The organism is Arthrobacter oryzae, assembly GCF_030812315.1.
GTDB lineage: Bacteria > Actinomycetota > Actinomycetes > Actinomycetales > Micrococcaceae > Arthrobacter > Arthrobacter oryzae_B.
Map to the genome: position 1 here is coordinate 593,791 of NZ_JAUSSM010000002.1, position 26,253 is coordinate 620,043.

The 26,253-nt window shown below is 65.5% G+C and carries 24 protein-coding genes, 2 tRNA genes and 1 riboswitch; of the genes, 2 read left to right on the forward strand and 24 right to left on the reverse strand.

All coding sequences use genetic code 11. The features are described from left to right. Window positions 1-4 precede the first annotated feature (4 nt). The gene (locus J2S97_RS06255) at window positions 5-1,012 is read right to left on the reverse strand and encodes an AAA family ATPase (protein WP_307047793.1); all 1,008 of its coding nucleotides are present in this window, start codon (window positions 1,010-1,012) and stop codon (window positions 5-7) included. A gap of 162 nt (window positions 1,013-1,174) precedes the next feature. Between J2S97_RS06255 and J2S97_RS06260 the strand changes: the two genes are divergently transcribed. Then, on the forward strand, window positions 1,175-1,378 hold the full coding sequence (locus J2S97_RS06260; protein WP_231510972.1) for a hypothetical protein: 204 nt from the start codon (window positions 1,175-1,177) through the stop codon (window positions 1,376-1,378). Window positions 1,379-1,384: 6 nt separating this feature from the next. On the opposite strand, the gene J2S97_RS06265 is transcribed toward J2S97_RS06260, so the two are convergent. The 20 genes from J2S97_RS06265 to J2S97_RS06360 all read right to left on the reverse strand — a co-directional run bounded on the left by J2S97_RS06265 (window position 1,385) and on the right by J2S97_RS06360 (window position 22,736). Further along, window positions 1,385-2,260, reverse strand: a complete 876-nt coding sequence (locus tag J2S97_RS06265; protein WP_307047566.1) for a carbohydrate ABC transporter permease — start codon at window positions 2,258-2,260, stop codon at window positions 1,385-1,387. Beyond that, the gene (locus tag J2S97_RS06270) at window positions 2,257-3,138 is read right to left on the reverse strand and encodes a carbohydrate ABC transporter permease (protein WP_307047568.1); all 882 of its coding nucleotides are present in this window, start codon (window positions 3,136-3,138) and stop codon (window positions 2,257-2,259) included. Before J2S97_RS06270 ends, J2S97_RS06265 begins: the two co-directional genes overlap by 4 nt. Window positions 3,139-3,141: 3 nt before the next feature. Beyond that, entirely contained in the window at window positions 3,142-4,527 is a 1,386-nt protein-coding gene (locus J2S97_RS06275; RefSeq protein WP_307047570.1) for an extracellular solute-binding protein, read from the reverse strand. Between the two features lie 117 nt (window positions 4,528-4,644). Beyond that, on the reverse strand, window positions 4,645-5,847 hold the full coding sequence (locus J2S97_RS06280; protein WP_307047572.1) for an ROK family transcriptional regulator: 1,203 nt from the start codon (window positions 5,845-5,847) through the stop codon (window positions 4,645-4,647). Window positions 5,848-6,052: 205 nt separating this feature from the next. Then, on the reverse strand, window positions 6,053-7,195 hold the full coding sequence (locus J2S97_RS06285) for a class I SAM-dependent methyltransferase (protein WP_307047574.1): 1,143 nt from the start codon (window positions 7,193-7,195) through the stop codon (window positions 6,053-6,055). Window positions 7,196-7,274: 79 nt separating this feature from the next. After that, window positions 7,275-8,444 carry an NAD(P)-binding domain-containing protein gene (locus J2S97_RS06290; protein WP_307047576.1) on the reverse strand — a complete coding sequence of 390 codons (1,170 nt, stop codon included), beginning with the start codon at window positions 8,442-8,444 and terminating at the stop codon, window positions 7,275-7,277. 56 nt (window positions 8,445-8,500) lie between these two features. After that, entirely contained in the window at window positions 8,501-8,854 is a 354-nt protein-coding gene (locus J2S97_RS06295) for a zinc ribbon domain-containing protein YjdM (protein WP_307047578.1), read from the reverse strand. Between the two features lie 89 nt (window positions 8,855-8,943). Further along, a tRNA-Ala gene (locus J2S97_RS06300) sits at window positions 8,944-9,019 on the reverse strand. Between the two features lie 187 nt (window positions 9,020-9,206). Beyond that, window positions 9,207-9,279: transfer RNA gene (locus J2S97_RS06305), tRNA-Ala, on the reverse strand. Window positions 9,280-9,419: 140 nt separating this feature from the next. After that, window positions 9,420-9,821, reverse strand: coding sequence for a ribosome silencing factor (gene rsfS / locus J2S97_RS06310; RefSeq protein WP_307047580.1), 402 nt, complete (start codon window positions 9,819-9,821; stop codon window positions 9,420-9,422). A gap of 105 nt (window positions 9,822-9,926) precedes the next feature. Further along, a complete protein-coding gene (locus J2S97_RS06315) occupies window positions 9,927-11,393 on the reverse strand; it encodes a hypothetical protein (protein WP_307047582.1) in 1,467 nt (488 codons plus the stop codon). Window positions 11,394-11,400: 7 nt separating this feature from the next. Further along, the gene (gene nadD / locus J2S97_RS06320) at window positions 11,401-12,018 is read right to left on the reverse strand and encodes a nicotinate-nucleotide adenylyltransferase (RefSeq protein WP_373460502.1); all 618 of its coding nucleotides are present in this window, start codon (window positions 12,016-12,018) and stop codon (window positions 11,401-11,403) included. Between the two features lie 55 nt (window positions 12,019-12,073). Beyond that, window positions 12,074-12,298, reverse strand: coding sequence for a hypothetical protein (locus tag J2S97_RS06325; RefSeq protein ID WP_307047584.1), 225 nt, complete (start codon window positions 12,296-12,298; stop codon window positions 12,074-12,076). Between the two features lie 80 nt (window positions 12,299-12,378). Continuing rightward, complete coding sequence (locus J2S97_RS06330; protein ID WP_307047585.1) at window positions 12,379-13,728, reverse strand: glutamate-5-semialdehyde dehydrogenase; 1,350 nt, start codon at window positions 13,726-13,728, stop codon at window positions 12,379-12,381. A gap of 26 nt (window positions 13,729-13,754) precedes the next feature. Beyond that, entirely contained in the window at window positions 13,755-14,852 is a 1,098-nt protein-coding gene (gene proB / locus J2S97_RS06335) for a glutamate 5-kinase (RefSeq protein WP_307047797.1), read from the reverse strand. A gap of 64 nt (window positions 14,853-14,916) precedes the next feature. Beyond that, window positions 14,917-16,506, reverse strand: coding sequence for a GTPase ObgE (gene obgE, locus J2S97_RS06340; protein ID WP_307047587.1), 1,590 nt, complete (start codon window positions 16,504-16,506; stop codon window positions 14,917-14,919). Between the two features lie 116 nt (window positions 16,507-16,622). Further along, entirely contained in the window at window positions 16,623-16,886 is a 264-nt protein-coding gene (gene rpmA / locus J2S97_RS06345; RefSeq protein WP_009372867.1) for a 50S ribosomal protein L27, read from the reverse strand. Between the two features lie 61 nt (window positions 16,887-16,947). Next, window positions 16,948-17,256, reverse strand: coding sequence for a 50S ribosomal protein L21 (rplU, locus tag J2S97_RS06350; protein ID WP_011692233.1), 309 nt, complete (start codon window positions 17,254-17,256; stop codon window positions 16,948-16,950). 323 nt (window positions 17,257-17,579) lie between these two features. Next, a complete protein-coding gene (locus tag J2S97_RS06355; RefSeq protein WP_307047589.1) occupies window positions 17,580-19,172 on the reverse strand; it encodes a bifunctional hydroxymethylpyrimidine kinase/phosphomethylpyrimidine kinase in 1,593 nt (530 codons plus the stop codon). Further along, a riboswitch (TPP riboswitch) is annotated at window positions 19,155-19,252 on the reverse strand. Its footprint overlaps the gene before it by 18 nt. 118 nt (window positions 19,253-19,370) lie before the next feature. Continuing rightward, window positions 19,371-22,736 carry an Rne/Rng family ribonuclease gene (locus tag J2S97_RS06360; RefSeq protein WP_307047591.1) on the reverse strand — a complete coding sequence of 1,122 codons (3,366 nt, stop codon included), beginning with the start codon at window positions 22,734-22,736 and terminating at the stop codon, window positions 19,371-19,373. A gap of 469 nt (window positions 22,737-23,205) precedes the next feature. Between J2S97_RS06360 and J2S97_RS06365 the strand changes: the two genes are divergently transcribed. Further along, a complete protein-coding gene (locus tag J2S97_RS06365; RefSeq protein WP_373460503.1) occupies window positions 23,206-23,874 on the forward strand; it encodes a vitamin K epoxide reductase family protein in 669 nt (222 codons plus the stop codon). A gap of 116 nt (window positions 23,875-23,990) precedes the next feature. On the opposite strand, the gene ndk is transcribed toward J2S97_RS06365, so the two are convergent. Genes ndk through J2S97_RS06380 form a run of 3 tightly spaced genes read right to left on the reverse strand, consistent with a single transcriptional unit; the run spans window position 23,991 to window position 26,252 of the window. Then, window positions 23,991-24,410 carry a nucleoside-diphosphate kinase gene (gene ndk / locus J2S97_RS06370; RefSeq protein WP_307047593.1) on the reverse strand — a complete coding sequence of 140 codons (420 nt, stop codon included), beginning with the start codon at window positions 24,408-24,410 and terminating at the stop codon, window positions 23,991-23,993. Between the two features lie 37 nt (window positions 24,411-24,447). Beyond that, window positions 24,448-24,891 (reverse strand): DUF4233 domain-containing protein, encoded by a 444-nt coding sequence (locus J2S97_RS06375; protein ID WP_307047595.1) that lies wholly within the window; start codon window positions 24,889-24,891, stop codon window positions 24,448-24,450. A gap of 2 nt (window positions 24,892-24,893) precedes the next feature. Then, complete coding sequence (locus J2S97_RS06380; RefSeq protein WP_307047597.1) at window positions 24,894-26,252, reverse strand: bifunctional folylpolyglutamate synthase/dihydrofolate synthase; 1,359 nt, start codon at window positions 26,250-26,252, stop codon at window positions 24,894-24,896. Window position 26,253 lies beyond the last annotated feature (1 nt).

The following is a 26,253-nucleotide window of genomic DNA, read 5'->3' on the forward strand; positions in this document are numbered from 1 at the left end:
GCGCTCAGGGGGTCTGGACGGATGCAACTATGGCATCGATGACGGCCTCGACGGGAACCTGTTCCGCCACTGCCTCGAAGCCAAGGATGATCCGGTGCCGGAGCACGCGGTGGGCCAGGGCCTTCACGTCCTCGGGGATCACGTGGTCGCGGCCGTTCAGCAGGGCGACGGCGCGGGCGGCCTGGCTGAAGGCAATGCTGGCGCGCGGGCTGGCACCGAACTCGATGAAACCCGCCAGGCGGGTGTCAATGTACTGGGCGGCGTTGCGGGTGACGAACACCAGCCCCACGATGTACCTGACGATCGCCGGGTCGATGTAGACGCGCTTGACCAGTTCCTGCACCTCCGAGACCGCGTCCAGTGACGCGGCGGCGGCGGGGCGCTGTTCATCGGTGAAGACGCCGGAATCGATCCTGCGGATGATCTCGGCCTCTTCGGCCGGTGTGGGGTAGTCCAGGACGTCCTTGAGCATAAAGCGGTCCATCTGTGCCTCGGGCAGCAGGTACGTGCCCTCCTGCTCGATGGGGTTCTGCGTGGCCAGCACCAGGAAAGGCGTGGGCAGACGGTGCACCACGCCGCCGATGGACGTCTGCCGTTCCTGCATCGCTTCGAGCATGGCGCTCTGCGTTTTGGCGCTGGAGCGGTTGATCTCGTCCAGGAGGACGATGTTGGCGTGGACCGGACCCAGCTGCGTGACGAATGTCCCCTTGGCCGCATCGTAGATCTGTGTGCCCACGATGTCGCTGGGCAGCAGGTCAGGCGTGCACTGGATCCTTCGGAACTCTGCGCTCACGGAGTCCGCCACGGTTTGCGCAGCGGTGGTCTTCGCCAGCCCCGGGACGCTTTCGAGCAGGATGTGGCCGCCCGTCATGAGTCCCACCAGCAGCGATTCACGGAGCCTGGCCTGCCCCACGACCTTCGCGTCGAAGCTGCGCGAGATGTTGGCCATGACCTGCTGTGCCCGGGCCAGTTCCGCCGCTTCGATCCGGACGGCGGCCGTAGTCTGAAGCACTGAAGAATCCCCCTGGTTGGTGTTCATGACCGGCCGCTGCTGCTGCCAGGTTGCCGGCGGCCGCAATGCGTCCGCCACGGGCCATACTATCCAAGCCGCGGCCGGCAGTTTCCACAATGGGGAGCCCTCCCCATGGCGGCCGGGCGGGACTATCCTGATGGGATGATCCAGCTTCCAGCCAGTTACCAGGAGTATCTCGCCGGCAAGAGCGAGAGTTTCATCAACACCGTCCGGCCGATCCTCATGCAGTCGGCGGCCGAAAAGTTGCACGGCGTCAGGGTTCTTTACAACCCCGGCCCCACCGGCCACCAGGCGCACCTGGACGACACGATCCCGTTCGGAACTGTGGTCGAAGACATCGACTGAGCGGCCTCAGCCCTTCATCGCCCCGGACAGCGCAAACGATCCGGCGGACCCGCGCGCCACCAGTACGTACAGGACCAGGACGGGAACCGAATAGAGGACGGAGAATGCGGCCAGCTGGCCGTAGGCGATGGCCCCGTGTTGTCCGAAGAAGCTGAAGATCGAAACGGACGCGGGCTGCTTGGACGGGGACAGCAAAAGCACGAAGGGTACGAAGAAGTTGCCCCAGGTCTGGATGAACACAAAGATGAACACCACTCCCAGGCCCTGGCGCATCAGCGGCAGCACCACCGTGCGCAGCGCCGTAAGCCCGGAAGCGCCATCCACCCAGGCGGCTTCCTCCAGCGAAACGGGCACTGCATCCATGAAATTCTTGGTCATCCAGATGGCCATAGGCAGGGCGGTTGCCGCTAGGAACAGGACCGTGGCCGGCATGGAATCGAGCAGCCGCAGCTGGACGAACAGGCCATAGACGGGCACCATGATGGCAGTCACCGGCAGGCACGTGCCGCACAGGATCGAATAGAGGAACGGCCTGTTGAACCTGGACTGGAAACGGGACAGCGGGTAGGCGGCCAGCACTGCTGCCACCAGGGTAACCGTCGCCGTCCCGCCTGAGAGCAGCAGGCTGTTCCAGAGTGGAATGATCAGCAGCTCCGGAGTGAGCACGGCCGCAAAGTTGGTGAGCGAGGCACTGGCCGGCAGCTGCGTCTGGTACCCGGCCTTGGTGTCCAGCGAGGCGAAAACCAGCCAGAGCAGCGGCAGCACGAAACAGGCACCGATGAGCAGCAGGGCCGCGTCCGCCGGAGCCCGGGCCGAGCGCCGCGCCGGTGAGGTCACTCCCCCGTGCGTTGCCCGCCGGGCGGCACGTTCCGCCGTCGTCATCGCCTGTCCCCCTTTAGCAGCCGGACGTAGGCGATCCCGAACACCAGGCCAAGGACAATGAGCACTGAGGCGATGGCCGTGCCGTAGCCGATGTCGCCGAACTTGAAGGCTTCCTGGTAGGCCAGGACCGGCAAAGTGGTGCTGGCGTTGGACGGTCCGCCCGCAGTCATCACCCAGATCAGCGTGAAGACCGCCAGGGTCTGCAGGGTGACGAGCATCAGGTTGGTGGCGATACTGGACCTGATCAGCGGCAGGGTGATGAACACCAGGCGCTGCCAGCCCGCAGCACCGTCCATGAGCGCGGCCTCGGAGATGTCGCGGGGCACGTCGGCGAGGGCTGCCCGGTACACCAGCATGGAGAACGCGGTGCCGCGCCAGGTGTTGGCCAGCACCACGGCCACCATAGGGAACGCATACAGCCAGTCGGCACCGGCCAGGCCTGCACCGCCGAGCAGCTGGTTCAGTGTCCCGTCGTTGCTGAAATACGCGTAGGCGGCAAAGGCCGCAACAATCTCGGGAAGCACCCATGCCGCCACCACGGCCGTTCCCACGAGGGTTGACACAGACTTCCGGGCGCGGGTCATCAGTCCGGCAATGAGAAGTCCCAGCAGGTTCTGGCCCACGATCGCGGACGCGACGACAAAAACCATCGTCAGGACCACCGAGGCGGGGAACGCGGCGTCGCTGAGCAGGCGGCTGTAGTTATCGAGGCCGGTCCAGGCCGGGTTCCTGGCGTTGCGCCCGGTCAGGGCTGCGTTGGTGAAGGACGCGTGGAAGGACCACAGGACGGGTGCCGCCAGGAAAAGGAGCATCAGCAGGACAGACGGCACGACCGGCAGCAGCCGAAGCTGCTGCCGGACGGACTTTCGTGCAACCATCCGCTACTTCTGCAGGACCTTGGCGTCACCCACCTGGTCCCTGACTGTTTTGTCGTACTGCTCGGCCGCTTCCTGCGGTGAGAGGGCGCCGGTGATCACGGCTTCGGTGGCGACCTGCACCGCGGCGGAGATCCGTGGATAGTCGGCGGTGGCAGGCCGGTAGTGAGTGACGGAGACCAGCTCTGACACGTCCTTCACGAACGGGTTGGCCGCCAGGTAGTCGGGTTCGGAGGCCACGTCCGTGCGGACGGCGATCTGGGAACTGGCCACGGTGAAGGACAGGGAGTTCTTCTTGTTCAGGGCCTCGGTGAGGAACTTGAACGCCAGGTCCGGATTCTTAGAGTCCGCACCGACGGCCAGGGTCCAGCCGCCGGACATGCTGACGCCGCCCGGTTCCTGGCCACGCTGCGTGGGGAACCTTGCAACACCCATGTCCTCCGTGTAGCCGGCCCACTCGTAGCTGCCGCCCTTCTGCCAGAACGACGGCGTGTAGGACCCTTCAACAGTGGCCCCCATTTTGCCCTGCGGCAGCCATTCGCCGAAGACCTTCTTCCAGACGTTGGCATCAAGCGCCTCGGCCGGCGTGACAGCCAGTTTCTCGTCGTAGAGGGTTTTCAGGAACGCCAGCGAATCCGTGAACCCCTGCGAGCCGACAACCCATTTCTTCTCCTGCTGGTCGTACAGTTCCGAATCGGTGCCGTAGAGCAGTTCGTAGAAGCTCTGCATCACGGTGCCTTCACCGGTTGCTTTGCCGGCGTACATGTTGAACGGGACGACTTCCGGGTCCGCGGCCTTCATTTTGCGTGCGGCATCGAGGATGTCGTCCCAGGTCCGGGGCTGCCACGGAACGGCAATGCCGGCCTTCTGCAGGACCTTCTTGTTGTACCAGATGGCACGGGTGTCAGTTCCGAGGGGCACCGCGTAGATGCCGCCGTCGTCTCCGGTGCCGGCAGCCTTGGCGGCCTCGTTGAAGGACTTCCAGTCGTCCCATTTCTCAAGGTAGCTGTCCAGTTTCAGGAGGTATCCGGCGTCGACGTCCGACCTCACTTTGAACGTGTCCTCGTAAAAGACGTCAGGGGCCGTCTCTGCCGACCTCAGGGCCAGCGCAAGCTTGGTGCCGTAGTCGTCGTCATTGGCCTCGATGGGCTGCAGTTCCACGGTGGTGCCTTGGTTCGCAGCTTCGAAGTCCCTCTTGGCGTCCTTGAACAAGGTGTCGAGGGCGGAAAACGAATCGGTCTTTTGGTAGACGATCTTCAGGGTCCGGTTTTCGGCGGCCGGCTGTTCCGCGGAACAGGCGGCTGTTGCCAGCAGACCTACCGCGGACAACACGGCGACAAGTAGTCTGGCAGGGTGGAATTTGGCAGGTAGTAATTTGGCAGGGCGGTGCATGACGCTCCAATCTTCGAGCGGCTGCAGCCCCCAATAACCTCCAGCTGGCCCCAGCCTTTAGCCGATATGCAATTTCAGGTTAATGCTGCCCACTGGCACCGCAGCTCCGGCCAGGCCTTAGCCTTCCAGCAGCAGCCGCTGTGCGCGCGGGGCCAAGGTATGCTCGAGCACCAGGCAGGCCGCGCCAATGGCTCCTACGTCCTCTCCAACGCCGGTGCCGACAACCTCGACGCCGTGGATCTGGCGGGCCGCGCTGTTCTCCGCCAGCAACTGCGGAACACGGTCCAGGTACCTCTGCGAGAGGAGCGTCCAGAACGGGCCGCCGAACACCACCCTCTCGACGTCGAGGGTGTTGGTGACGACGGCGACTGCCCGGGCTACGAGGACGGCGGACTGATCAATGATCTCCCCGGCCTTGCTGTTGCCGGCTTCGGCTGCCTCACACAGTTTCGCGAAGCTCTCCTGGACCGCCGGAGCGCCCGAAGGGTGGCGTTCAATGTCCAGGACTCCGGCGGCTTCGGCCTGCGCCACCAGGACCTGCGGAATGCAGGAAGACTTCACGCATCCCTTCAGCCCGCAGTCGCAGGGCGCACCGTCCGGGTCCACGATGATGTGCCCGATTTCGCCGGCGTTCCCGGACGTGCCGCGCACCACTTCGTCGTTCAGGACGATGCCGCAGCCAATGCCGGTGCCCATGTACATGAAGACAAAGCTGCCGGAGCCGCTGGGGCCGCCTGCCCAGGTTTCGGCGACGGCGGCGCTGGTGACGTCTTTGTCCACCAGGGTGGACAGGCCGGTAGCCTCCGCCAATGCGTCGCGCAGCGGCACACGGTCCCAGCCGAGCAACAGCGGCGGATCCACCACCGTGCCCTCTTCCAGGTTGATGGGGCCCGGGGCAGCCACGCCCAGCCCGGCAATCTTGTCCGGATCGACGCCGGAGGCGGCCACAAGGTCCTTGATCTCGGCGGCAACGGTGGCGATGACCCCGTCGGGGTCGCTGGCACCGGGAGTATTGATCCGGGAGTGCCTGACCACGGCCCCCACGAGGTCCAGCACCACGAAGGTAGTGACGGCGGGATCGAGGTGCACGCCTACGGCATACATTCCGGCAGGATTCAGCCTGAGGATGGTGCGGGGCTTGCCCGGCCCGCTCCCTTCCTTCCCGGCTTCGACAATAAGGTTTTGGTCGAGCAGGCGCCGTGAGATGTTGGAAATCGTCTGCGGGGAAAGCCCGACGATCTGGGCAAGTTCCACGCGGCTGAGGCCACCTGAGGAGCGCCGGATGGCGTCCAGGATCACCGTGAGATTGAAGTCCCCCATACGGGGCAAATTTGTTCCGCGCCTCGGCGATGGCGTGCGGATCTCAGTCACGGATTCCCCTAAACTTCTTCGGTTATGCACTACTGATGCTTGAATCGTACGTTACCTGCGGGCGTGGCGGTACGCTCACACGCTGACTTATGGCAGGGCGGTTTCCCTGCCGTGGCGGCCCTTCAGCCGGCCCGTCATCCCCGCGCCGGCGGCGTTACGGGTGCGGGGCGCGTGCGGTGCTGACCGCAACGGTGAACTTGGCGTTCCGGCCCGCTACGCGGGTGGGACCGACGAACCGTTCCAGGGCCGGCAGATACTGCAGGTGGCTGTTATACACGGTCCAGAGTTCCCCGCCCGGTGCCAGTACCCTTCCGGCGGCACGGAACATCTTGAGCCCCGCCCCGGCATGGACGCTGGCGCCCAGGTGAAAGGGCGGATTCAACAGAATGAGCCCGGCACTTCCTTCGGGAAGCGAATCCATGGCGTCGTCCTGGAGAACAGTGATCTGCCCCGCCAGTCCGTTGGCCTCGGACGTTGCCCGGGCAGAGTCGACGGCGGCGGCCGACTGGTCTGTCGCTGTGACTTTGGAGCCCGGATGGCTTCTGGCATACATGGCGGCCAAAATGCCGGTCCCGCAGCCCAAATCCACCACGTTCTCGGCCGACGGCATGTCGGGCAGGAACCTCAGCAGGAACCTTGTCCCGATATCGAGCTTGGTGCCGGCGAACACCGCACCGCGTGCACAGACCGTCAGGTCCAGTTCACCGTTGGGGTCAGCGACGGGAAACGGCGGCGGTCCGGTCACGGGCAGCGGGTCCCGGGCTATGAGCACCCTGGATTTCTGCCGGGCCAGCTGCGGCTGTACATCGTTGAAGTGGCGTAGCAGGACGGAGTTCATGCCCAGGCTCATGTGCTTGATCCGGCCGCCGGCCAGCAGGACCGCGTTTGGTGCCGCGAAGCGGGCCACGGAGTCGGCCACTTCCTCCAGCTCCGCGAGCGTTTTGGGCAGCTGGAGCAACACGACGTCGGCGCCGTCGAACAGGGCTGCGCCGAGCGGCAGCTGGTCAAAACCGGCGTCGACGTTGAGGGCCGCGGCATTGTTCCGGAGGGCCCGCTCCCCCGTGATGAGGTCCTGGTGGACCCGCACGTTCCTGACGCCGCAGGCGGCCAGCGCCCCCAGAGTGAGGGCTCCATAGCGGTCCCCGACCACGGCGATGCGGCTGTCCGGGGTCAGGAGCTCCGCCGCAGTTTCGAGCAGGAGCCTGTCAGTTGCGTCCCAGGCCTGCAGGTTGGGGGCTTCAACATCCGGGAACCGGCGAAGGCCCAAGAGGACTGATTCCAAGCTGTTGTCCGCCACGTGCTAGCTGCCGCCTTCTCTGTCCATCGTCGATCCGCTGCCGGGAAGATTCACCGGGGCGAAAAGCTACCCAGTAAACCTACCGCGAAACGGCCCGGTCCGCGGTCGGCGGCACCGCTTCCGGGGCTGGCCTACCCAGCATCCCCAGGACGCCGGCCACGGCCGCCCGACCGGCACGGTTGGCGCCGATAGTGGACGCCGACGGCCCGTAGCCGACCAGGTGAACGCGTTCCTCTGCTGCCACCTGCGTGCCGTCCATCGCGATTCCGCCGCCGGGGCCGCGAAGGTGCAGCGGGGCCAGGTGTTCCAGCTCGGCCCGGAATCCGGTGGCCCAAAGAATGACGTCGGCTGCCAGGAAGCTCCCGTCGGCCAGCCGGACTCCATGGGGTTCGATGGTGGTAAACATCGCGTGCCGGTCCAGGGCGCCGCGCGCCGCTGCGGCCCGCAGGGAGGGGGTCCAGATCAGTCCGGTCACGGAAACCACGCTCTGCGGAGCAAGCCCCTGCCGGACCCGCTCTTCTACGAGGGCGACGGCGTCGTGTCCCGCCTTCTGGTCAAAGCCGGCGTCGCGCCATATCGGCTCCCGGCGGGTGAACCAGGTTGTGGAGGTCACCTGGGATATTTCGTCCAGCAGGCCGACGGCGGAAATACCTCCGCCCACCACAATCACGTGCTGCCCGCGGAAGTCCTCGGCATCCACGTAGTCGGCCACATGCAGCTGCCTCCCCCGGAATGTGGACTGGCCGGGGTAGATGGGCCAGAACGGCCTCGTCCAGGTGCCGGTGGCGTTGATGACTGCCCGTGCCGACCAACTGCCGGCCGAGGTTTCGATCCTTAGCCGCCCGGACGGGTGGTTGTCCTCGCGGGATACGGAGCGGACTTTCACGGGCCGCAGGATGTTCAGCCCGAGTCCGTCCTCGTAGTCCCCGAAATAGCGGGAGAGAAACCCGGAACTGGGCTCAGCCGGGTCAACGTCCGGTTTGGGAATGCCTGGCAGGTCGCTGATCCCGTTTACGGTGGCCATCCGGAGGCTCTGCCAGCGGTGTCGCCACGCTCCGCCGGGTCCGGCTTCGGCGTCCAGCACAACATACGAACGGGGCGATTCCTCCGGGGCGGGAACCGCGTTGGCCGGGGCGGGAACCGCGTTGGCCGGGGCGGGAAAATTGGCTGGGGCGGGAGCAGGGACGAAGCCACGCCGCTGCAGGTGGTAGGCAGCCGACAGGCCGGCCTGTCCTGCGCCGATCACCACAACATCCGCGATCTGAAGTTCCGTTGCCTCGGGGTCAGCGATTTCCGGTACCCGCCCTAGACCTTCTTGACCACGCTGGATTTGAGTTGCATGGGACCAACGCCGTCCACTTTGCAGTCGATGTCATGGTCTCCGACGCCATCCCTGAGCCGGATGCCGCGGACTTTCGTCCCCACTTTGATAACTGTGGAGCTTCCCTTGATTTTGAGGTCCTTGATCACAGTCACCGTGTCACCGTCGGCAAGCACATTGCCCACTGCGTCCTTGATCACAGATTCCGCCGTTGCTGCAGGTTCCGCGGCCTCGGCTGACCACTCGTGGGCGCACTCAGGGCACACCAGCAGCGCACCCATCTCATACGTGTACTCGCAGGAGCATTCAGGGCAAGGGGGAAGGGCGGCGTCGTTCACGCTCCCATATTAGTCGAGCGCACCTCGGCGGGACGCGGAGGCGCTTAAACAACAGAAGCCGCCCGATCGGGCAGCTTCCGCTGTGAATTTGGTGGAGCTGAGGGGACTCGAACCCCTGACCCCCTGCATGCCATGCAGGTGCGCTACCAGCTGCGCCACAGCCCCAAACTCTTGATCCTTTCGGAGTGACCTCCGTAAGCAACTTGATTATCTTAAACCACAATCGTGTAAGACGCCAATCCGGCGGAGGCGTTCGGCGGACGCCCGCAATACTCACCGTCGGCGCCGGCACGAGAGAGCGTAAATAACAAAATGGCCCGCCGGAATCTGTCGATTCCGGCGGGCCATTCGGTGGAGCTGAGGGGACTCGAACCCCTGACCCCCTGCATGCCATGCAGGTGCGCTACCAGCTGCGCCACAGCCCCGAATTTTCATTGCTCCGGCACCTTCAGCTTTCACTGTCGGGCCCGGCTCTCCGTCCGGATCTCTCCGAAGCAACTCAAATATCTTAGAACAGCCGTTCCGAAAATTCCAAATCGGGCATATTCGGGCGGCAGCTTCCGGCTTACTCGCTGTCTGAGGAAACAGCAGCCTTGGCCGAAGTGTCGTCGCCGAGCTGGAGGTCCACGACGGGGCAGTCCTTCCACAGTCGCTCAAGGGCGTAGAACACGCGGTCTTCCTCGTGCTGGACGTGGATGACGACGTCGGAGTAATCCAGCAGGACCCAGCGTCCGCCGGAGCGGCCCTCACGGCGAACAGGACGGAGGTCCTGCTTGCCCAGCTCCTCTTCGATGCCGTCAACGATGGCGTTGACCTGGCGCTCACTGGGCGCCGAGGCGATCAGGAAAACGTCGGCCAGGGCAAGCCGCTCGCTGACGTCCAGGGCAACAATGTCCTGGGCGATTTTTTCCGCAGCAGCGCGCGCTGCTACGCGGGCTGTGGCGATGGATGTTTCGGTTGCAGTCACGGGACTCCTTGTAGTGGTTTAAAGCTATGTATGTTCCGACGCCAGGGGTGTCTGCCTCAAAGTGAGGGGAGAACAGCAGCGTTGGCGGCGCGCCGGAACGTTGAATCAGGGCGCCAGGCCGCTGATGATCATGGTGACGCCGGCAATCAGCGCGACGATCCCCAAAGCGAGAACGCCCAACTGCAGCAGACGGATACGGTGCGCCCGGCCCAAGCCGGCAGTGACGGCATCAAGCGGTTCCAGGCCGTAGGCGGAATTGGCGGACACACGTGGCCTGTCCACGAAATTTTCACCGGCTTCGGCTGCCCAGGGCTCGCCGGACGCGGATGCTGCAACCTGCGTGGCCGCAGGATCAGTTGCGGCCTGAGCCGCTGCTTCGGCACGGGCGAGCACCCCGGCCCGCCCCGTCACCGGCCTGCCAGTCCGTTGCCTTGACGGTCCGGACTTGCGTGTTCCCTTGGTGCCTGGCGGCTGCAGCCGGGGTCCGGGGTTGGTGACTACCGGCACATAGGAGGTCGCGGGCTTTTTCATCACCGGCCGGTCTATGCCCGGAACCTTCTCGAACTCCAGGGGCGTCACCATCGCAAGGTTGCTGACGGCTGACGGCTCGGTCTTTGGATGCGCTGACTGGCTGGTCTGCTCGGCCAGCTTCTGCTTGGCCATGGCCCGCTTGTTCAGGACGGCGGCACGCTCGGCCAGGGCAATCTGCTCAGCGAGGATTTCGGGGTCCACCGCTTCAGGATCGTTCGCCGCGATGTGCTCCATCTTGGCGATCTGGTTCCTCGCCTGTTCGGCGAGGAGGGAACGTGCTGCGAGGGCCTGCTCAACGGTCATTCCATCAGGAAGCTGGCTGTCCGGGTTGGCCTGCGGGGGTTGTGCCTGCGTCGGCCTGGCCTGTGAGGGTTTTGTTTGTGGCTGTCCGGCCGCAGGGGGTTGTGCCTGCGTCGGCCTGGCCTGTGAGGGTTTTGTTTGTGGCTGTCCGGCCGCAGGGGGTTGTGGCTGCGGGGTTCCCGCCTGCGGCGAAGCCGACGTCGGCCGGGCTGGCTGAACGATCCGCTGTGCGGACGTGCGGGCAGGCGGAACGATAAGATTGGCAGCCGTAGCCGGTGCGGCCTCGGCCTGAAGCTGCTGAAGGCGAAGCTGGCGGCGCGTCGGCGGACCGCCGCCGGCAAGCCGTTCTTCCTTCTCTGCCAGTTCCTTGATGGTGCGCAGGGCAGCACGGTCCCGTGCCCTGCTCTGTGAGGAACGCTCGGCTCCGGTCGGAGGACGCACGGAGTCCACCGGGCCTGGAGCCACACGCCGGATCCGGCCGGTCCCGGCGCCGGGGTGGTCCGTGCCGGCACCCGAGCCGGTTTCGCCGGGTTGCGTCCCGGGTCCGGGCTTGGTCGTCACATCAACGTTCTTCAGCGCATCGCCGCGGGCAGGTGCGGGTGTCGCATTGGCGGGTGCTTTTGAGGCAGGGGTAACCGGACGCGGAGCCGAGGGCTCCGCATCCTGGCGTGTTTCCGCGCGCTCATCTCTGGCCTGTCGCAATTCACGACGGCTGCGGAGGGGAGGCTGTTCCTGGCTCATTTAAAACTCACTCGGTACTGGCTGGTTCGTGTAATTCGGTAAGTGCGGCGCTGTGGTCCGGGTCTGACTGCCCGGCGTACAGGCCGTATTTCGCAATATACTGGACCACCCCGTCGGGTACGAGGTACCAGACGGGATTGCCTGCCGCGACGCGGGTTCTGCAATCCGTGGACGAGATCGCCATGGCGGGCACTTCCAGCAGGCTGACGTCCTTCCGGCCCATCCCGTCAAGGATGTGGCCCGGACGGGTCACACCCACAAAATGTGCCAGCGACCACAGCTCGTCGATGTTTTTCCAGGACAGGATCTGCGCCATGGCGTCCGCGCCGGTGATGAAGAAAAGGTCTGCATCCGGCCGTTGCGTCCGGAGGTCCCGCAGGGTGTCGATGGTGTACGTCGGACCGGGACGGTCCACATCCACCCGGCTGACCGTGAAACGCGGGTTGGAGGCTGTGGCGATCACCGTCATGAGGTAACGGTGCTCGGGTTCACTGACCTGCTTGTGCGTTTTTTGCCACGGCTGGCCGGTCGGGACAAACACCACTTCGTCGAGGCCGAACTTCGCCGCAACTTCGCTGGCCGCGACAAGGTGGCCGTGGTGGATGGGATCAAATGTGCCACCCATCACACCCAAACGCAGGCGGCGCTTGGCGCCGCGCCGCTTCAGGACGGCAGTGATGTTAGTGGCCTTGGCCGTGATCGTGCTTGTTCGGGTGCTGGCGGTGCGGGTCCGAGTGCTCTTCAACGGCTTCGTGCCGGTTACCCAGGTTGCTGTAGGACAGTGTCACGAACATCAGAACGAGCATGATCGCAAAGATCACCACACCGAAGACCCACGGTTCTGCCCACAATGGAGCCAGTTCTTCATGTTCGGCGACGGACGCGCCCACCTGCTGCAGCAGCATTTTCTCCCCTAAAGAGTTCACACAATGACGACGGCGGTACTTCCCGCCGTTCCGGACTTCTGTTCCATGTTACAGCGTTGCTAGCTGCGGATCTGGCCCTCGCCCTGGACTATCCACTTGGTGGTAGTCAGTTCGGTCAGCCCCATGGGGCCACGCGCGTGGAGCTTCTGGGTGGAAATGCCCACCTCGGCGCCGAGTCCCAGTTCCCCGCCGTCCGTGAACCTGGTGGAGGCGTTGACGATGACCGCCGCCGAGTCGATTTCGGAGATGAAGCGTTCCGCGTTGGCAAGGTCGTTGGTGATGATGGCCTCAGTGTGGCCGGTCGACCAGCTGCGGATGTGCTTGACTGCCTCTTCGAGGTTGTCCACCATGGCAACGGCAAGGTCCAGGTCCATGTACTCGGTGGCCCAGTCCTCATCGGTGGCAGGAACCGTTTCGACGGACGCGGGCAACGCGGCTCGTACGCGGGCGTCGGCGTGCAGCGTGACTCCGGCCTTCCGAAGTGCCTCGGCGACGGCGGGAAGGACGGTGGACCCGGAGTGCACCAGGAGGGTCTCCACCGTGTTGCAGACGCTGGGCCGCTGGGTCTTGGCGTTGAGGAGGATGTCCACCGCCATGTCTTCAGTGGCAGATTCGTCAATGAAGATGTGGACGTTGCCCTCGCCGGTCTCGATGACGGGGACGGACGAGTTGTTGACCACGGTCTGGATCAGGTCCCTGCCGCCGCGCGGAATAAGGACGTCCACCCGGCCGCGGGCGCGCATCAGGACGTTGGCCCCTTCACGGCCGAACTGGTCCACCGTCTGGACAGCGTCTGCCGGCAGGCCAACAGAAGCGAGTGCGTCGCGGAGGACCCTGATGAGGGCCTCGTTAGTGGCTGCCGCGGCGGTGCCGCCGCGCAGGATGACCGCATTGCCGCTCTTCAGCGCCAGTCCGGCGATGTCCACCGTCACGTTGGGGCGGGCTTCATAAATGGCGGCAACTACGCCCATGGGAACGTTGACCTGGCGCAGGCGCAGGCCGTTGGGCAGCGTCTGGCCGCGGACCACGTTTCCCACCGGATCCGGCAGGCCGGCAAGATTCTCCAGGGCGGCGGCGAGGGCTTCGATACGGGTTTCGTTCAGCGACAGGCGGTCAAGCAGGGCGGCCGACGTTCCGTTGGCGCGTCCGGCCTCTACGTCCTTGGCGTTGGCGGCCAGGATTTGATTCTTGCTGTCGATCAGGGCGGCGCCGATGGCGCGGAGCCCCTTGTCCTTCCAGGCACGGTTTGCGCGCGCCATGCTGCGGGCAGCGTGACGCGAACGGTCGGCGACGGAATAGACGGCAGCCTCGACGTCATCCGGCGAAAGCTGGGCCTGTTCCGGCGTGGAAGATACCTCCGTGGAGTCGTTGGATTTCTCAGCGGCTTGGTGAATCAGTGCCTCAGTCATCATTCAAGTCTAGGCGAACCGGCCCGTTAGACCAGAACCAGGTCGTCAACGTGAACAACCTCACGGTCAAAGCCGCGCCCAAGCGACTCCCCCAGCTCCACCGTGGAACGTCCCAGCATTTGCGGCAGTTCATCGGAGGAATAGTTGACCAGGCCCCGTGCTATGACGGTACCGTCGGGCGACAGCATTTCAACGGCGTCGCCGGATTCGAAGGTTCCCTCAACGGCGGTAATGCCGGCCGGGAGCAGCGAGGTGCGGTTATCCCGGATGGCCGTGACGGCGCCGTCGTCCAGGATCAGCCGGCCCTGCACGTGCGCAAGGTGGGCGAGCCACATCATGCGCACCGACTTGCGTCCGCTGTTGACGGAGAACCAGGTTCCGACGTCCTCGCCGTTAAGCGCTGCGGCAGCATTGGCGGTGGAGGTGACCAGGGCAGGGATTCCCGAGTCTGCTGCCATCGTGGCGGCCTCAACCTTGGTCTGCATTCCGCCGGTTCCGACTCCTGCCTTGCCGGGCTTGCCGATGTTCACGCCTTCGAGGTCCTGCGGGCCATCAACCTGCGGAATCCGCTTGGCGCCCTTCGAGGGCGGGCCGTCATACAGGGAGTCGACGTCGGAGAGCAGCACGAGGGCATCCGCGCGGACCAGGTGCGCCACCAGGGCAGAGAGCCGGTCGTTGTCACCGAAGCGGATTTTGTGCGTGGCAACGGTGTCGTTCTCGTTGACCACGGGCACAACACCCAGGTTCAGGAGCCGGTTGAGCGCACGGAAAGCGTTCATGTGGTGGCTGCGCCGCATGAGGTCATCCGCGGTCAGCAGCACTTGGCTCACCGTTACACCGTGCGCTGCGAAGGCATGGGTGTAGCGGGCCATAAGAAGTCCCTGGCCCACGCTCGCGGCGGCCTGCTGGGTGGCGAGGTCCCGCGGACGCTTCAAGAGGCCCAGCGGCGCGAGGCCTGCCGAGATGGCGCCGGAGGACACAAGGATGATCTCCGTGCCCGCGTTGGACTTCGCGGCCAGCGCGTCCGAAAGTTCGATCAGCGCCTCTTCTGAGATTCCACCCTTGAGGCTGGTGAGCGACGACGATCCGACCTTGACTACGATGCGGCGGGCCCTCGCGAGCATGCTGCGGTCGTCGGTCCTGGGTTCCTCGATGACAATTGCGGAATTATCGGTCACGTGTGGGGGTTCACTCCTCATTCTCGGTGGTCAGTCCGCTTTCCTTAAGCGGCCGGGCGGCCCGGCGCCCGCTGACTGATTCAGTCCAGATACCGGCTTTGCGCTCGGCTTCAAGCTCGGCCCGGGCCGCAGCCTTGGCGTCGCGGCGTTCCTGCTGTTCGTCGCGCTTCTGCCCGCGGGTGGGGCGGTCGCCGATGTCGGCAAAGCGGACGTCGGTGCCACGCGGCGAGGCGAGCAGTTCGGCGCCGGCCATCATGGTGGGCTCCCAGTCGAACACCACGCCGTCGTCTTCACCGATCACCACAGTGTCGCCGGGCTTGGCGCCCTGCTTGAACAGCTCGTTTTCCACGCCCAGTTTGGCCAGGCGGTCGGCGAGGTAGCCAATGGCTTCCTCGTTGGTGAAGTCGGTCTGCTTGACCCAGCGCACAGGCTTGTCGCCCAACACGCGGAACAGCGGCTCGAGGTTCTTCTCTTCGCGGCGGATCTTGAAGCCTGACTCGTTAACTGCCCTCGGGCGCAGCACAGGGGCGTGCACCTTGGGCGGCGTGGCAGCCACAGCATCCCGGGCGGCCTTGACGATCTCTGCCATGGCGAAGCCGAGCTGACGCAGGCCTTCGTGGCTCGTCGCGGAAATCTCGAACACACGGTAGCCGCGCGACTCAAGCTCGGGCCGGACGAAGGCGGCCATGTCCTTGCCGTCAGGCAAATCGACCTTGTTAAGCGCCACCAGCCGGGGGCGGTGGTTCAGCGGCACAACCTCGCCGTCGGAGCCGGCATAGCTCATGTCAACCGCGTATTTTTCGAGTTCGGCTTCGATGATGGCGAGGTCGGAGAGCGGATCCCGGTCCGATTCCAGGGTACCGCAGTCCAAAACGTGGACCAAAGCTGCGCAGCGCTCCACGTGCCGCAGGAAGTGGTGGCCCAGGCCCTTACCCTCGCTGGCCCCTTCGATGAGTCCGGGGACGTCGGCGATGGTGAAGCGGACGTCGCCGGCCTGCACCACGCCCAGGTTGGGGATCAGAGTGGTGAAGGGGTAGTCGGCAATCTTGGGGCGTGCCGCTGACATGGCGGCGATGAGGCTGGACTTGCCCGCGGACGGGAAACCCACGAGGGCGATGTCCGCAATGGACTTCAGTTCCAGGACGATGTCGCTGGATTCGCCTTCGATGCCGAGCAGGGCGAAGCCCGGGGCACGGCGCTTCTGCGAGGAAAGCGCAGCGTTGCCCAGGCCGCCAGGACCGCCGGCGGCCGCGATGAACTCGGTGCCTTCGCCGACGAGGTCGGCCAGGACGCGGCCGTCCTTGGTCTTGACGACGGTGCCTTCCGGAACCGGGAGGATCAGTGTTTCGCCGTTTTTCCCGCCGCGCCAGTCGCCCATGCCGGGTCCGCCGTTGGTGGCGTGGCGGTGCGGTGCGTGGTGGTAGTCCAGCAGCGTGGTGGTCTGGGCGTCAACGCGAAGGATGACGTCGCCGCCGTCGCCGCCGTTGCCGCCGTCGGGACCGCCCAAGGGCTTAAACTTTTCGCGGTGGACGGAGACACAGCCGTGACCGCCGGTACCGCCGGATACGTGCAGTACTACCCGGTCTACAAAGCTCGCCACGTGAATCTCCTCTGTGCATAACCTGACCGTCTTGGACGCCCAAATTGATTGTAATGCGGTTAAAAGAACAGTGGAGCGGGCCATCATGGCCCGCTCCACCGGTTCAGATCTTGTTGTTACTCTGCAGCTGCAGCAGCAACGATGTTCACGACTCGACGTCCGCGGCGGGTGCCGAATTCGACAGCGCCGGGGGTCAGTGCGAACAGGGTGTCGTCACCGCCGCGGCCAACGCCTGCACCCGGGTGGAAGTGGGTGCCACGCTGGCGGACGATGATCTCGCCTGCGGAAACTACCTGGCCGCCGAAGCGCTTGACGCCGAGGTACTGGGCGTTGGAGTCACGACCGTTGCGAGTGGAACTCGCGCCTTTTTTATGTGCCATTTGAAATGCCTGCCTTAAAAATTCTGGGGAATCTGCTGAAAACCTGAAAAGTAACGGAAGGTTACTTGATACCGGTGATCTTGACCTTGGTCAGTTCCTGACGGTGACCCTGGCGCTTCTTGTACCCGGTCTTGTTCTTGAACTTCTGGATGACGATCTTCGGACCACGAAGGTCCTGAAGGATCTCAGCCGTAACCGTTACCTTGGCCAGGTCCGCAGCGGCAGACGTGACTTTGTCACCGTCTACCAGGAGCAGTGCGGGCAACTCAATGGTGCTGCCGGCTCCACCGGGGACGCGGTTCAGGGTAACGAAGTCTCCAACGGAAACCTTCTCTTGGCGGCCGCCTGCGCGGACAATCGCGTACACCACTGGGGAACTCACTTCTCTCGACGTTTATTACTAGATTTGCGTGCGGAACCTGGGTCCAATTGTTTGGCCTGGCTCACGCTGTGCCTCAACGCCGGTGGATTCCCCGGGGGAACCCATGAGTTATCCCACGAACGATTCTGTTTGTAATTCCAAACAGACTGATCCGGGGTCATAACCCAAGTGTTGGCGTAAGCACCGAAGATCTAGAATACGCTAATTTTGCCTTCGGCCGCAAATGAGGCTGGCTCCGGTGGTAGTACGTGATAGGCGCCACTCCGTGTAATACGGACTGGCACTGCAACGACTTCCGGAACCGTGCCCCACTATCCTACCGGCTTTGGAACGCTTTCCGGTCCAGCGTGCAGGCGCGGCGCGTCGAAGAATTCCACCTCGTAGCGGCACGACTGCCGGAAGACCAGCCGCATGGCCTGCCGTTCCGCTTCCGACGCCGCCCGGGCGGCGTCATCGGTGATCCGCACCGCCTGCCTGGTAGCGGCGGCGAAGTCCTCGTCCGCGTACGTCCGCAGCCAGTCGGCGTAGGAGTGGCCCGACGGCGATCCGGCCGCCAGGAACTGCCCGTGCAGCGTGGCCCCTACTTCGGCGTACAGCCAGAAGCACGGGAGTACCGCTGCGACGAGCACTCCGTAGCTGCCGGAAACAGACGAGGCCAGCAGGTGGTCCACATATGACTTGGTCACCGGCCCCAGTCCGGAGTCCACAGTCCGGGTGCTCAGCCACGTCCGGTGCAGCTCGGACTCCACCTCAAGGCATTGCTGTGCCGACCGGGCCCAGAACAGCTGCTCGGCCTCGGTGGGGGCGATCGCGGCGGCACGGGACAGCACCCTGGAATAGCCGTTCAGGTAGACGGCGTCCTGGGCAAGGTAGTAGGCAAAGTGCCGTTCCGCGAGGGAGCCATCGGCCAGGCCGCGGATGAAGTCCAGCCCGTAGATGTCCTCAAGGTCCGGTCCCGCGTCCTGCCAGAGTACTGCGGCGAACCGGCCTTCCGCCGGCACGTCCTGACCCCTGGGCGCCAGATGGTGGAAGTGGTGGACCGGGCCGTTGCCCGTTCCCACGTCCAGCGCTCCGGATTCCCGGAGCGCACCCTGCAGCCACGGCTTCACGGCACGCAACGACGCCTCCCAGTCCCCCAGCCTCGCCTGCACGGTGGCCATGGCGGAGGACAGCGAGCACCCGGTCCCGTGGCTGTTCGCTGTGGCGATCCGGTCGCCGTCGACCACCACAACGTCCTGGGCCAGCAGCCCTTCGGTGTTGACGAGTGCGTCCGGGCATTGCCCGCCGTCAAGGTGTCCGCCCTTCACCAGCACGGTGGTGCCGGCCTGGGCGGCGAGCCGTTTGCCTTGGGCCAGTGCGTCCTCCCAGTTGCCCGCGAGGGGTTCGTTGAGGAGCATCGCCAGTTCTGCAAGGTTCGGTGTGATCAGGTCGGCGAGAGGCAGGAGTTCACGCAGTTCCGCTTCGGCGGCCTCCTGCAGGAGCCGGTCCCCGCTGGTGGCGACCATGACGGGATCCAGAACCACGACGGCGGGACGGGCCTTCGCCAGCCAGCTGCGGACTGCGGCAATCACCGCGGAGTCACCGAGCATGCCGATCTTGACGGCGTCGATGCTGATGTCATCGCTGATGGCCTCAAGCTGGGCGGCCAGGAAGTCCGCCGGGGGAACGTGGACGGCCCGGACGCCGTGGGTGTTCTGCGCCGTCAGGGCGGTGATGGCAGCCATGCCGTAGCCGCCGTTGGCGGCAATGCTCTTAAGGTCTGCCTGGATCCCGGCCCCTCCGGACGGGTCCGATCCGGCGATGGCCAGCACGCGCGGCGTGGCGCGCAGGGCGGCATCTGTAGTTTTTCCGGCTGCCGTCGTGGAGGCCGGGGTGGGCAGGAATGATGAAGACAAAGGAGACATCCCTTCGCCGGTGCTAACCGGACAGGTTCTACGGGTGTGGATCTCAGCCGGCCCTGTGCGCGGCACCCCGTGTCAGTCCCCTAGCCTAGCTGTTTTCCTTTAACGACCTCGCGGGTACGGCCCGAACCCGGCGTATTACTACGCCCGGTTCGGACCGCACCCGCGGGGTCGGTCGGCTGTGGGATCAGAGCTCTCGGTCTAAAGTTCGGAGGCCGGTACTCCCACACCGAGGATGATCGGTTCGTTGGCCGGGGCCTTGGCCGGCGTGTCCTTTTTCGCCGGCTCGGGTGCCTTCGCCTCGTGGCTGTGTCCTGACGCGACCACTGGAGCAGTCTCGTGGTGTTCCACGGACGTTTCGTTCGCTGCGCCCTGGGCACGGCTCGCGCTGCGGTTCCTGCGCGGACGGCGCGCCCGGCCCTGCACCGCAGTGTGGTCGGTGTAATCCGCTTCAGCAGCCTGGACCGCCGGGGCCCGGGTTGCCGGAGCCTGTGCTGCCGGTGCCTGGGCTGCCGGAACCTGGACTGGCGGTGCCTGGACTGGCCGCACCGGCTGCTCGGCCGGTGCGGCCGGGCTCTCAGCCGGTGCAGGCTCGCCAAGGTGCGCGAACGCCTCGGCCAGGCGGTCAAGGGTCAGGGCCGCACCGCTGGCCGGCGCTTCCCCTGCGTGCTCAACGAACGGCAGCGCAACCTTTTCGCCGCCGAAGGTCAGGACAGCCGCCGGACGCCCGGCTGCAGCCGCCTCGGTTTCGGAGACCTTGGCCGGCCGCGCCGTGGCGGGAGCGGACTGCGCTGATGTGGCCTGCGCGGAAGCGGACTGCGCCGGCGTTGACTGGACCGCAGCGTGCTGGCCAGCGAGTGCCTGCCCGGCCGACTGTGCAGCGGTTGCCGCCGCCGGGGCGGCGTGGCCGGTCTCGGCGTCGTGCAGGTGCGCGGCGTGCGCCGCAGCAGCGATGTTGGCCAGCGCCAGGCGGGTAGCCTCGGCCTTGGCATGACGCTCGGCATCGGTGGGCTCGTGGTGAACCGCGGCCGGCGTTACCGGAGCGGCCTCGGGAGCCTGCCCGCCCTTACCGCGGCGGCGGCTCTTGCGCTCCGTGCGGACGGGCGGCTGCGCTTCGGTCCGCGGGACGTGGTGCTCTGCGGCAACCACGTTGGCCCGGCGGTGTTCCACGGGCTCGTCGTGGGTGACGATGCCGCGGCCGGCGCAGGTCTCGCACTGCTCGCCGAAGACCTCCAGGAGCCCGGTGCCCATCCGCTTGCGGGTCATCTGCACCAGGCCAAGCGAGGTCACTTCGGCAACCTGGTGCTTGGTCCTGTCGCGTCCGAGGCACTCCACCATGCGGCGCAGCACAAGGTCGCGGTTGGACTCCAGCACCATGTCGATGAAGTCGATGACGATGATGCCGCCGATGTCGCGAAGGCGCAGCTGGCGCACCACTTCCTCGGCGGCTTCCAGGTTGTTCTTGGTGACGGTTTCCTCGAGGTTGCCGCCGCTGCCGGTGAACTTGCCGGTATTCACGTCCACCACGGTCATGGCTTCGGTGCGGTCGATGACCAGGGAGCCGCCGGACGGAAGGAATACCTTCCGGTCCAGGGCCTTGTGGATCTGCTCGTCGATCCGCCAGGCCGAGAAGATGTCCTGGTCCTTGGTCCACTTTTCGAGCCGGCCCACCAGGTCCGGAGCAACGTACGTCACGTACGCCTCGATGGTGTCCCAGGCTTCCTCGCCCGAGACGATCAGCTTGGAGAAGTCCTCATTGAAGACGTCGCGGACCACCTTGATGGTGAGGTCCGGTTCGCCGTAGAGGAGTTCCGGAGCAAGGATCTTGGTGGACGTTGCCTGGCCTTCGATGCCTTCCCACTGGGCACGCAGGCGGTTGATGTCGTGCGTCAGCTCCTCCTCGGAGGCGCCCTCGGCAGCGGTGCGGACGATCACGCCGGCATCTTCCGGCAGGCGGTCCTTGAGGATCCGCTTGAGGCGGTTGCGTTCGACGTCGGGCAGCTTGCGCGAGATTCCGGTCATGGAGCCGCCGGGTACGTACACGAGGTAGCGGCCGGGCAGCGAGATCTGGCTGGTCAGGCGGGCGCCCTTGTGGCCGACCGGGTCCTTGGTGACCTGGACCAGCACGGAGTCCCCGGACTTCAGCGCGTTCTCGATCCGGCGCTGCTTGCCTTCGAGGTTGACCACGTCCCAGTTGACTTCACCGGCGTACAGCACGGCGTTCCGGCCGCGTCCGATGTCCACGAAGGCGGCTTCCATGGACGGCAGCACGTTCTGGACCTTGCCTAGGTAGACGTTGCCGATCAGGGAATCCTGCTGGGTCTTGGACACGAAGTGCTCGGCCAGGACGCCGTCTTCGAGGACGCCGATCTGGATTCTGTCGTCGCGCTGGCGGACGATCATCTGGCGGTCCACGGATTCGCGGCGCGCCAGGAACTCGGCCTCAGTGATAACGGTGCGGCGGCGGCCGGTGTCGCGGGATTCACGGCGGCGCTGCTTCTTGGCCTCGAGCCGGGTGGACCCCTTGACGGATGTGACGCGGTTGTTGACCGGCGCCTCGCTGACGGCGCGGGGGGCGCGGACGCGGGTCACGGTGTTGGGCGGGTCGTCGTCTCCCCCGCCCGTGAGCTCAAGATCCTGGTCGCCACGGCGGCGGCGGCGACGTCGGCGGGACGTCACGCCGTCCTCTGCGGTCCGGGTGGACTCCTCGTCGGCATCCTCTTCAGCGGCGCCTTCGGTGTCTTCGGCCTCGCCGGTGGCTTCGCGGTCGGTCACGCGGCTGCGGCCTCGGCGTCCGCGGCTGCGGCGGCGACGGGGGCCGCCTGCCTCAACGTCGCCGTCCTCGTCCGTTTCTTCCTCTTCAGTTTCCTCGACCGCTGCAGCGGGCGTGGCCGCAGGGCGGAGCACGGTGCTCAGGTCGGGTGCCTGGAAGATCATGGACGTGACCGAGCCGGGCTCAAGGAAGAGCGCACCCACCGGGCTGCTTGTTTCCGCGGCTGCGGGCTTTTCAGGTTCGGCAGCTGCTGCTTCCTCCGTGGCTGCTGATGCGCCGGCGGGTGCTTCCTCAACGGGCGCGGTTTTGGCGGACGGGGCAGCCTCTTCCCCTACGGGCGCGGGTTCAGCGATCGGAGCAGGCTCCTCGGCAGGCGCGGGTTCAGCGGCGGGCTGGGCCGCGGCCACTTTGGCGGGGGCCTTGGCGCGTGAGGCGCGGCGGCGGACGGGTTTTTCGACGACGGCGGCCTCGACCGGCGCCTCGTCTGCGGGCGCTGCATCAACGGGGGCTGCGTCGACCGGAGCGGCGGCGTCCTCGGCGAACACCGGGAGCGGCTCGGCGGGCTCGACCTTCTTGCGGGACCGGCTGCGGCGTGCCGGGGGCTTTTCCTCCGCTGCCGTATCGGCCACCGGCGACTCCGCCGGAACTGCCTCCGATTCACCCGCTGCGACGGCTTCCGCCTTGGGAGCGGCTTTGCGCCGTGTCCGGGTGGCCTTCTTCGGCGCCTCGGGGGCTACTGCTTCTTCGCTGGCAGCGGCTTCTTCATTAACGGCTAGGACCTGGTCATTTTCCATATGTGGCGACACTCCTGCCCCTGACGTACCGCCACATCCGGCACCCATTGGGGCACATATTGTCAAAACCCGCAGGCGTTGACAGAAGTCAATTGGATACCCTCAGGTTCGCACCGGCAGTGGGGTGCGGCAGCCCTGGAGGGCCGGCGACGTCGTTCTGAAACCCGTTGTTCCTCAAGCCACAACCAGGTGCCGTCCAATGGCATTGCGGGAAAGCCGGGATCTATCGTGGATCCGGAGCCTGCCCTGCTCATCATTGGCGGTCTTACAAACGAGCAACCGGACCGGAATCCGAATGTGGATCGTATTCCAGCCAGCTTCATTCTCTCATACGCTCAGTCAATCGCGGCGGAAGCACGGCCTGCCAACGCACAATCAGGCTGCCGGCGTAAGGATTCTGTGCGGCTCATCCAGCCTGCGGCGTTACAATCAGGGCGAGGAGCCCTCGAGAAAAAGGACGCAACATCCCATGCCCAGCATCTCCAATTCCACGCAGGCCCAGATGGTGGACGGCGGTCTCCGCGAGCGTGAGACGGCCCAAAGCCTGCCTCCCATGACCAGGGACAAGCCATTCGGATGGCTGCTGGTTATCACCGGCATCGTCGGATGGCTCGCGTCGGGCGCCCTCGTCCTGGAAAAGCTCGAGGTCCTCAAGGATCCGAACCACGTAACGGCCTGCGATATCAATCCGTGGGTGTCCTGCGGTGCCGTCATGCAGACTTGGCAAAGTTCCGTCTTCGGCTTCCCCAACATGTTTATCGGCATCGTGGCGTTCGCCGTCATTATCACCACGGGCATGGCTGTTCTTGCCGGCGCAAAGTTTGCCCGCTGGTACTGGCTTGGCCTCCAGGCCGGTGTGACGCTTGGCTTTGCCTTCGTGGTGTGGCTGTGGTCCCAGGCCCTGTATTCCATCCACATCCTCTGCCCGTTCTGCATGGTGGTCTGGGCCGCGATGATCCCGCTCTTTGTATGGGTCACGGTCCGGAACATCATGCACGGAGTGATCAAGGTTCCGGCCGGGCCCGCGAAGCTTGTGGGCGACTCCGGCTGGATCGTCACGGCCCTGCTCTACGTGGCCGTCATCGCAACCATCTTCTTCGCCTTTATCCAGGTGTTCATCGGAACGTCCGGCTACTAAGCCAAGGAAAAAGCGCGAGCGTACAGTTGAGGCCCCGGTTTCCGCGGAAACCGGGGCCTCAACTGTACGCTCGCGCTTAAGGCAGGGTGCTTAAGTGTCCGTTCGCGCTGTGGCTGTTAGTCCTGAAACCAGATCTTGATCTCGCGTTCCGCGGACTCCACCGAATCCGAACCGTGAACCAGGTTCTGCTGGACCTTCAGGCCCCAGTCGCGGCCGAAGTCGCCGCGGATGGTGCCGGGCGCCGCCGTCGTCGGGTCCGTGGTGCCGGCGAGGGAACGGAAGCCCTCGATGACGCGGTGGCCTTCGAAGATCGCGGCGACAACGGGTCCGCTGAGCATGAACTCCACGAGCGGCTCGTAGAACGGCTTGCCCACGTGCTCCTCGTAGTGCTGTTCCAGCAGTTCGCGGCTGGCGTCGACCTTCTTGAGCTCGGTCAGGTTGTAGCCCTTGGCTTCGATCCGGCCAAGGATGGCGCCGGTCAGGTTGCGGGTCACGCCGTCGGGCTTGATCAGGACGAGGGTGCGCTCAATGCTCACAACTGCTCCAATGTGGTTGGTGGGGTTTGGACTAAGTCTAGTTGGTTTCGCCGTCGGGGTGGGCTGCTTCCCACTCGGCCTGTTCACGCTCGCGCTGCGCGGCCTCGCGGTCGATCCGGATGCCGGTCCGGATGCCATACCACCAGGCCACGGCAAAGAGGATCCCGACCACGAACATCATGGGCTCAATGAATCCGGTGAAGATCAGGACGAGCTGCAGGATCCAGCCCAGTGCCACACCCCACGGCTTGGACAGCACGGCGCAGGTCAGTACGAGCACCAGGCTCAGGACGATGCCCACCGAGAGAATCACTGCCGGCGGGAACTCGTCGCGCCGGAGTCCGAAAACCGCCAGCGTGGCGAAGAACGCGACGAACCCTTCGAGCACCAGGACCGTGGAGGCGAACATGACTTTGGTGGAACGCCGCTTCTTGGGCATGCCCGGCCGCCACTCCCGCTGCGCCTTTGTGAGTCGAGCCATTGTCAGGCGTCCGCCTTTCCGAGCAGGATCCGGGCTTCGGCCACGAGCGTGATGGAGCCCGTCACCAGGACGCCGCCGGCGAGGTCCTCATTGGCTTCGGCATGCTCCACGGCCCATTCCAGGGCGTCGTCGAGTTTTTCAGCCACATGGATGTTGTCTTCGCCGAAGCCCAGGTCCAGCGCAAGTTCCGCGAGGTCCTCGGCCGGGACTGCCCTGGGCGAGTTCGACTGGGTGAAGCAGTATTCCGCGGCGAGGTCACCCAGGGACTCCTTGAGCTGACGAAGGATCTCCTCGGCGTCCTTCTCCTTCAGGACGCCCACAACCAGCACCAGTTTGGTGAAGCTGAAGGCTTCGTGGATGGCCTCGGCCGAAACCCGGATGCCCTCGGGGTTGTGGGCGGCATCCACAATGATGGTCGGCGCAGTCCGGAGGACCTCCAGGCGGCCCGGGGACGTGACCGAAGCAAACGCTTCCTGCAGGACCTCGGCGTCAAGCGCCTTCTCCCCGCCGAAGAACGCCTCGAGCGCGGCAATGGCGACGGCGGCGTTTTCCGCCTGGTGCGCTCCGTGCAGCGGAACCAGCAGTTCCTCGTACCGTCCGGCCAGGCCCTGAATGGTGACCATCTGGCCGCCGACGGCAACGGTCCGGGACTCGACGCCGAACTCCACGCCTTCGAAGCGGTACGGTGCCTGGACTTCCCGGGCCTTTTCCAGCAGGACCTGGGCGGCGCCGACGGGCTGCGCGGCGCTGATCAGGAAGCCTCCGGGCTTGATGATGCCCGCCTTCTCGTAGGCAATGTCTTCCGTGGTGTCGCCAAGCAGGTCCGTGTGGTCCAGCGAAATGGGCGTCACGACGGCGACCTGTCCGTCACCGACGTTCGTGGCGTCGGTGATGCCGCCCAGGCCCACCTCCATCACGGCCACGTTGACCGGTTGGTCGGCAAAGACGGCGAACGCCAGGATGGTGAGGCATTCGAAGTACGTCAGCCGGGGCTGGCCCTCGGCCTCAAGCTCGCCGTCCACGATCTGCAGGTATGGCCGGATCTCGTCCCAGATCCGGACGAAGGTCTCGTCCGATACCGGTGCGCCGTCGATGCTGATCCGCTCGGTCACCTTGGACAGGTGCGGGCTCGTGTACCGCCCGGTGCTCAGCCCGTGGGCCCGGAGACCGGCCTCGATCATGCGGGCGGTTGACGTCTTGCCGTTGGTGCCGGTGACGTGGATGATCGGGAACGCCTTGTTGGGCTCCCCCAGCACATCCATGGCCCGGAACAGCGGTGCGAGGCGCGGTTCCATCTTGTTTTCCGGCGCCCGGCCCAGCAGTTCGGCGTAGACGCTCTCTACGGAAAATTCGTCTGTCATT